General features: G+C 58.9%; 6 protein-coding genes and 1 tRNA gene. 2 read left to right on the top strand and 5 right to left on the bottom strand.

Going from position 1 to position 7892, the window contains the following annotated elements:
* Positions 1–329: 329 nt before the first annotated feature.
* Positions 330–1217: an alpha/beta fold hydrolase gene (locus tag AC0L2H_RS15600; RefSeq protein ID WP_473591046.1), complete on the top strand. Its 888-nt coding sequence runs from the start codon at positions 330–332 to the stop codon at positions 1215–1217.
* A 62-nt stretch (positions 1218–1279) separates the two neighbouring features.
* Here the strand turns inward: AC0L2H_RS15600 and AC0L2H_RS15595 are convergent, their stop codons facing one another.
* From AC0L2H_RS15595 to AC0L2H_RS15580, 4 genes are all read right to left on the bottom strand, one after another.
* A complete protein-coding gene (locus AC0L2H_RS15595) occupies positions 1280–2353 on the bottom strand; it encodes a tyrosine-type recombinase/integrase (protein WP_473591045.1) in 1074 nt (357 codons plus the stop codon).
* 241 nt (positions 2354–2594) lie between these two features.
* Entirely contained in the window at positions 2595–3740 is a 1146-nt protein-coding gene (locus tag AC0L2H_RS15590) for a porin (RefSeq protein WP_473591044.1), read from the bottom strand.
* A 95-nt stretch (positions 3741–3835) separates the two neighbouring features.
* The gene (locus tag AC0L2H_RS15585; RefSeq protein WP_473591043.1) at positions 3836–4078 is read right to left on the bottom strand and encodes a GIY-YIG nuclease family protein; all 243 of its coding nucleotides are present in this window, start codon (positions 4076–4078) and stop codon (positions 3836–3838) included.
* Positions 4079–4173: 95 nt separating this feature from the next.
* Positions 4174–4264: transfer RNA gene (locus AC0L2H_RS15580), tRNA-Ser, on the bottom strand.
* A 454-nt stretch (positions 4265–4718) separates the two neighbouring features.
* Here AC0L2H_RS15580 and AC0L2H_RS15575 point away from each other — a divergent pair.
* The gene (locus AC0L2H_RS15575) at positions 4719–5876 is read left to right on the top strand and encodes a porin (protein WP_473591042.1); all 1158 of its coding nucleotides are present in this window, start codon (positions 4719–4721) and stop codon (positions 5874–5876) included.
* A 330-nt stretch (positions 5877–6206) separates the two neighbouring features.
* Here the strand turns inward: AC0L2H_RS15575 and AC0L2H_RS15570 are convergent, their stop codons facing one another.
* A complete protein-coding gene (locus AC0L2H_RS15570; protein ID WP_473591041.1) occupies positions 6207–7880 on the bottom strand; it encodes a tetratricopeptide repeat-containing sulfotransferase family protein in 1674 nt (557 codons plus the stop codon).
* Positions 7881–7892 lie beyond the last annotated feature (12 nt).

Raw genomic sequence — 7892 nt, 5'->3', positions numbered from 1 at the left:
CAGCCACCGCATCAAGAAATGTGCCTGGAATGACGACTACCTCATTCATGCTATCGCTCATATGCGATAGCCCTGCCCTTGCGGGGGAGATGCCTGGCAAGGCAGAGGGGGTGCTGTCCCTCGGCCTATCAGCCAGATCATTGGCCATTCCTCAATAGAAGAGAGCCATTGAAAGGTCAGCGATCCTTCCCACCCCCCTCTGGCCTCCCGGCCATCTCCCCCGCAAGGGGGGAGATCGGCAACTTCGGCGTCGCGCCTCCATTTGACCGCACCTTCCCTCGCCTGTAGCAGTCTGAGGCGATCCGGCAACGGCAAGGAATCGCGCGCATATGTCTAGCGACCAGGGTTTTTCCGATTTCTTCTACGCCGCACCGGACGGGCTGAAACTCCACGCCCGCATCTACGGCGAAGCAAACTCCGGCCATTGGCCGGTCGTCTGCCTGCCCGGCCTGACCCGCAATTGCCGCGACTTTCACGAACTGGCGCTGCATCTGTCGGGGCGGGCGGCGAGAAAAGTTGTCGCCTTCGACTATCGCGGCCGCGGACAGTCCGCCTATGACCCCGATATCGGCCACTACAATGTCGGCGTCGAGGCCGGCGATATCCTCGCCGGGCTGGCAGCGCTGGAGGTCGAGGGAGCGGCCTTTATCGGCACATCACGCGGTGGGCTGATCGTCCATGTGCTCGGCGCAATGAAGCCTTCCGTGCTGAAGGCCATTGTCCTCAACGACATCGGCCCGGTGGTCGAGGCTGACGGCTTGGCTCATATCCGCTCCTATCTCGACCCCTCGCCGAGGCCGAAAACCCGTGCCGAGGCGATCAGCGCCCAGCGCGGCGCGCATGCCGGCGATTTCCCTGTTCTGATCGAGGCGGATTGGGAGCGGATGGTGTCGGCGCTCTATCGCGGGACAGAGGAAGGGCTGGTGCCGGATTTCGACCCAAAACTGATCGACGCGCTGGCTGGCCTCGATCTGACGCGGCCGCTGCCCGATCTGTGGCCGCAATTCGAGGCGCTGGCGGCGATCCCGTTGCTTGCCATCCGCGGCGCCAATTCGAAGCTGCTTTCGGTCGAGACGCTCGAACAGATGCGAAAGCGGCATCGCGATATCGAGACGATCACGGTCGAAGGCCAGGGCCACGCGCCTTTCCTCGAGACCGGCGCCCTGCCCGGCGCCATCGCGGCTTTTCTCGATCGAGCGGAGCTCAAGTTCAGTTGAAGTAAACCCCAAGACCTGATCGGCCTTGGGGTGGTAACAGCAGTATAGAAGATAGCCCTGGATTACTTGGCTTTCGAGCTTTTCCTCGGTGCCTTTGCGGCTGCAGGCTCCGCCTTGTGCGCGCTCGGTGATGCGGCAGGCGCCGTCATCAATGGCGACGAAAACACAGAGCTTTCGGCACTCCCAGCCGCCGCCCCGCTGCGAGGCGTTTCCAGCACTGTGACGCAACCATCGAGATCGTTGGTGGCAAGATGCGCGTAACGCATGGTCATTGAAAGCGTCTGGTGGCCGAGCCACATCTGCACGCGCCGGATGTCGATGCCGCCCTGGACAAGACGCGAGGCGCAGGTGTGGCGCAGGATGTGCGGCACCACCTGATCGTCGGCGCCAAGACCGACCTCGGCTTTGGCATCGTTCCAGATGGCGCGAAACTGAGCCTGGCTGAGCTTGGTGAACGGACCCTTGGGTCGACGTCCCTCGGTGGGCGGCAGTTTGATCACCTCTTTCACCCGTTCAGTCATCGGGATGGTGCGGCTGCGGCCGGATTTGGTGATCCAGAAACTGACGCGATGCTCCTGGATATCGTTCCAGATCAAGCCGAGCGCCTCGCCGAGGCGGCATCCTGTGTCGACGAGGAAGATCGAGAGCCGATAGGCATCCTCGCTGCGGCTCTTGATGGCGGCAAACAGCCGTGCCTCTTCGTCCCTTTCCAGGAACCGAATCCGTCCCGCCCGCTCCTTCTGGCGGCGGAACTCGGGCAGGCTGTGGATATCTCCCATCTTATGAGCCTTGCGCAGCAGTTTGCTGAGAGCAGCCATCTTTCGGTTGATGGTTGCGTTGCTGTTGCCGCGCTGGCGCAAGGTGCCGATTAGGTTGTCCAGGGTGCCTTGGTCAAAAGCGCTGAAACGCTCCCCGAGGAGAATCTCATCGATCTCGCCGATGAAGGAGCTGACATTGTATTTATGCCGCCCATCATCCCACAGTATGTCCCGGTATGCTGAAAACAGCTCTCCGACCCTGTACGACTTTACTTCCCGTATCTTGTTGTAACTGTATTTTATCTTAGAGATTTGAGAAGAAAACATCGAAAAATGATCAGAGGGCTCTTCCTCTTGAATCGCTTCGGTCGTCATCATTCGCCACACCCCCGAGTGGATGGGATTCACACCTATCCGCTTGGAAGCGCCCTTTCAAGAGTTTTGATCACGCAGTTGTGATTTCATCCGCCCATCAGCGGATCCCACGAAATCACCCTACGGATCTATTCAGCTACCGTTACCCCCTGTTCCTTCTGTTTGCCTTGGTCCAGTCACGAAACAAAACAGCCCGGGCGATGGTGCGCCCGGGCTGGAATTTCACTTGTATTAAGTCCAGCCCTTAGAACGAGCGCTGGAAGCGGAGGATACCGCCGAAGCTGTCCTTCTTGTCTGCACCAGTCCAGTTGACGTTGGTGTAGCTCGCCGGGTCATCGAAGCCATCGTAGTGAACGTAGTCGACTTCGGCCGTGATCGTGAGGCCGGGGACGATGTCGTAGGCGACGTTGGCAGCAATGCCGTAGTTCTTGGCATCGTCAATCGACAGCTGAGCGTTGAACGAGGTCTTCTCGTTGAACTTGTAGGTACCGCCGCCCCAGACAGCCCAGTTGCCGCCCCAGGTCTTGTACATGCCACGACCAAAGACGTCCTTGGCATTGGCCGGGTCGTTGAGGTTGTCGTCGGTGCCGTAACCGGCCATGACCCACAGCTGCACCGCGTCGGAGACATTCACGTCCAAGCGGACCTTGCCGGACACTTCCTCATAGTTGCTGTCGTAGGCGATGACGCCGGTGATGGCGCCCCAGCCCTGTGTCCACTTCACGCCGCCGACGACATGCGGAACATAGCTGTCGATCGTGAAGATGTCATAACCTTCTTCGAGCGAGATCACAGCCGAGAAACCGTTGCCGGCATCGAAGTAGTACTGGACGACATTGGTGTCGAAACCACCGTAGGGAACCAGCGTATCCTGGATGACGTTGCCGGCGTAGCCGATGAACGTATCGAAGGCCGATTCGTCCTTACCAACGCGGAGACCACCGAGCTGGATCCAGGCGAAGTTCAGCGAAACGCCCTTGCCTTCGGCATAGTTGTCGAAAGCAATGGCGTTATCATTGCGGAAGTCGAAACGGGTTTCGGTGTAGGTCTTCAAGGTGCCGAGCTCGGTTTCCTGGCCGGTCCAGGTCTTCAGAGCGAAACGAGCACGCTTCCGATAGGTGTCATTCGCGCTGCCGTCCTGAGCGTCACCAGTGACCGCACCGTTGAAGGAGCCGACGTCGCCGACGCCGATATCGTAGCGGACATAGCCGCCGATGCGCAGGCAGGTTTCGGTTCCGGGGATGTAGAAGTAGCCAGCGCCGTAGACGTCGCAGATCTTGACGTATTCGGCGGGTTCCGGCTCGGCGACGACGACGGCGTCGGCGGCGCGCGCACCGGAAACTGCGATCAGGGCCGCAGCTGAGCCGAGAAGCAGGCTCTTGATGTTCATTTTCTGACCTCCAGTCAGAATCGAGAACGGAAGTCGGCAAAAAGCAGCTTTTTGGCTGTTTTCCTTTTTATTTCAAATAGATAATGCCGAGGTCGTCAGTAGGGCCAAAAACGCTTGCCCGCAAAAGCCTTGCCCGAGCCGGTCTTGAAATATCGCTCGAGTTGCCGTGCGTTGGCCTCGGTTTCAACCGCAACGTAAGCCTTCAGAGTTGCAGGCAGATGAGCTTTGGTCGAAGTCACATAGCCTGATTGATGCGATTCGAAACGGCGTCGGAGATCGTTGGTCGATCCGACATAGACATCGCCGTTATGGAGTTGCAGGAAATAGACGTACCACATGGTCCCCCTACGCTACTTCGTAGCTTCGGGCGACACTCCTACGCCCAAAATGCGGTTCCGGGTGGCCTGCCACCCGAAGCCCGCAGGGCGTAGGGTGGCGGAGAGGATGGGATTCGAACCCACGAGAAGCTTTTGACCTCTACTCCCTTAGCAGGGGAGCGCCTTCGACCACTCGGCCACCTCTCCGTTGCGCCGCTGGATAAAGAAAAGCGTCGGCACAATCAACAAGCCGGCGCCATTATCGCCGAAAAATCCGGCTTCCGCCGAAATGCCGCTGTGGCCATGCGGCGATTCCGTGGCAATTCCCCGGCTAATGGTGTCGGGGGCATGGTCGCAATTCCGTCGAGCGATCGCCGGAATCGGCGGGATTGCAAGGGCTCCGGAAGGGTCGATGGTTAATGGGAGCTTTCCGAGTGAGGCCAAATCGTGTCATTTGTGCAACAACGTTTGGGGATAGCGCCTGCGTAGCCCTTTTGCCGGTACGATCGTGGTTGAACGCCGCCGCCCCATGGGTAATGTCGGATTCGAAGGAGCGGCGCGGTGCGCATCTTTTTCGGTTAGTGGGGATGGGGCAGGGAACGCTGTCCTTCAGCAAAGAATACCCAGACCCGTTTTTTAACTTTTGACTGGAGGTCAGAAAATGAACATCAAGAGCCTGCTTCTCGGCTCAGCTGCGGCCCTGATCGCAGTTTCCGGTGCGCGCGCCGCCGACGCCGTCGTCGTCGCCGAGCCGGAACCCGCCGAATACGTCAAGATCTGCGACGTCTACGGCGCTGGCTACTTCTACATCCCCGGAACCGAAACCTGCCTGCGCATCGGCGGCTATGTCCGCTACGACATCGGCGTGGGTGATACCGGCTCCTTCGATGGCGTCAATCACGTTCCGGACCGCATGGGTGACGGCGACCACGACACCTACTACAAGAACACCCGCTTCACGCTGAAGACGTGGACCGGCCAGGAAACCGAGCTCGGCACCTTGAAGACCTACACCGAGACCCGCTTCAACTTCGGCAACAGCAGCAACGATTATTCCGATCAGACGGCTGACAACGCTGACAATTGGCAAGGCCGTAACAAGGATGTCACGCTGAATTTCGCCTGGATCCAGCTCGGTGGCCTGCGCGTTGGTAAGGACGAATCGGCCTTCGATACGTTCATCGGCTACGCCGGCAACGTCATCCAGGATACGCTGGTTCCCTACGGTGGTTTCGACACCAATGTCGTCCAGTACTACTTCGATGCCGGCAACGGCTTCTCTGCCGTGGTTTCGCTCGAAGAAGGCTACGGCGACTACTCGATCGACAGCTATGTTCCGCATGTCGTCGGCGGCGTGAAGTGGACGCAGGGCTGGGGCGCCATCACCGGCGTCGTCGCCTATGACAGCAACTATGAGGAAGTGGCCGGCAAGGTTCGCCTCGACGTGAATGCGACCAATGAACTGACCCTGTTCATCATGGGCGGTTACGGCAGCGACGACAACTACCAGGACTTCTTTGCCGACACTGGCGGCCGCGGCTTCTACAAGCAGTGGGCTGGCAGCTGGGCTGTCTGGGGCGGCGGCACCTACAAGTTCAACGAGAAGACCTCGTTCAACCTGCAGGCCTCGTATGACGACGGCAAGAACCTCGGCATCGCTGCGAACGTGGCTTATGACGTTGTTCCCGGCTTCACTGTCACAGCCGAAGTCGATTACCTCAATGCAGGCAAATTCGACGACGCCGACTTCTCCGACTGGACCAACGCCAACAAGAAGAGCAGCGTCGGCGGTCTCCTCCGCTTCCAGCGCTCGTTCTAACAGGCTTGGCCTGAGTGAAATCGAACCCGGCGGGCAACCGCCGGGTTTTTTACGTCCAGGATTGCTACGGCGATTCCGATGCCGGATTTTCATGGCGGAAGGCTACGATCGAGGACGATCACCGTTGGCTCTGCCCTGCCGGACATCCCCCTCACCCGGATCGCCAGCGTTGGCGCTAAGCCTCTCTCCCCAGCGGGGAGAAGGTGGACGCGAAGCGGCCGGATGAGGGGGGCACCGTATGCGACGGCCCTGCACGGAGTGAGAGAATGCCGGCAGCAGGTAAGGGAAAGCTGCGATTAAGAATTATGGCTATGACGCAGTGGAATTAGGTCAGGTGTCGGCAAGATCGCCCAGCGACTGTATCAGCGGCTGAATTTCGTTTTCATAATTCTTCCAGCGCTTGACGGATGATTTGTAAATCGGTTGACGAACCTGCCAGCGGCTGGGCGTGTTGACTGAACCGTCCCTATCGAAAAAGCGCAAGCAGGCGTCGTCCCAAGGCAACCCAAGATAATCTACGAGGCGGCGTGACTGCGCTTCCTGGTCATCAACCAGTGTCTCGTAGCGATTCTCGAAGATAAGGCCAGGAAAGACCTCGTTCCAATGCCGCATCAGGCGGTCATATTCGCGATAGTACAGACCTAGGGTTTTCAGGTCCGTATTGTAGCTGTGCCCCTCGCTGAAGTTCTGGACAAAGCAAGAGACGCAATTGTCGATGGCGTCACGGCGGCAATGAATGATGCGCGCGTTGGGAAAGAGAAGGCCGATAAGGCCAATCATTTCAAAATTGTGCGGCATCTTGTCCACCACGCGAAGCGCGGCAGGCGCCCGCTCGCTCAGATAGGACAGATGCTCATCGGCCAGGGTTCTGGACAGGTCTTTCGTGATCGACATGACCGGCTGTTTCAAATTTCCAGCCGATGAGGTCTTGAGGCCGATCGCATTCGCGACCCGCCTTAGTTTGCTAAGCTCGCCCGCTCCATGGACATCGGGATGGCTGGCGCAGATCTGTTCCGTGAGCGTGGTCCCCGAGCGGGGCATGCCAACCACGAACACAGGAATTTCGGAAGGATTTCCATAGCCGGCCCTGGCGGCAAAAAAAGCCGGCGTGAAGGTTTCAATCAGCGAGTCGATCCAGCGACGATACAGCGCGATATCGAACTGGTGGCCGGAGGCTTGTTTCGCCTTGTTAAAATGGTCGAATGCCTCTTCATAGCGCCTAAGGTCGTTCAGCACCTTGCCGGCGGCGTGATGGAGATGCTCAGCGCCCTCCGAATCAAGCTTAGGATTGCCGAGCTCACGAAGAATGGATCGGAGCTCCTCGGGCTCTTCAGTGAACTTTTTCGTCTGCACAAGGTCGTTGTAGGCACTCGGCACCCCAATACGACGTTCGATCGCTTCTTTCAGATAGACGGCGGCTTCATCCATGCGCCCCAGGCCGGCGAGCGCCCTGGCCAGCCCGACCCGCACCTTGGGATGGTCGCGATTGATTTTCAGCGCTTTCTCGTAAAGCGGCAAAGCCATGTCGGGTTTGTCAAACTCGGTGTAGGCGCGCCCCAATGCACAGAGTGCTTCGACAAGGCCGGGCTGCAGCTCCAAGGCATGCTGCATATGCTTGATTGCCGGCGAATATTCGCTGACCTTCACATAGGCCTCGCCCAGGCTGAGGTGGTAATAGGGGTTTTTAGGGTCCTCGCCAACCGCCCTCGCCAAATATCGCAAGGCCATCTCATCATCGTGACGCAGGTATAGCGTTCCCAGGATGTACAGAGCGAGCGGATGGTTTGGCGTGCGCGCCAGAACCCGAAGGCATAGGTCCTGAGCCTCGTTAAGCCGCTTGGCCTGCTGATGGATGTATGCCTGTTTCAGCAGCGCGTCGTCGGCTTGCCCACGCGATTGAGCGTTTCCTTGAGCCACTATCGGCTTCAGTATCGGTCCCTTCGCTTTCGGCGCGGGTCCGGGCTTGATGTGCTTTGACCAAGCAGGCGGCAGTCGATTGTTCATGACGTCTCGCTA

It is taken from the genome of Mesorhizobium sp. WSM4871 (genome assembly GCF_055811295.1).
This window is presented reverse-complemented; position numbering and strand designations above follow the sequence as displayed.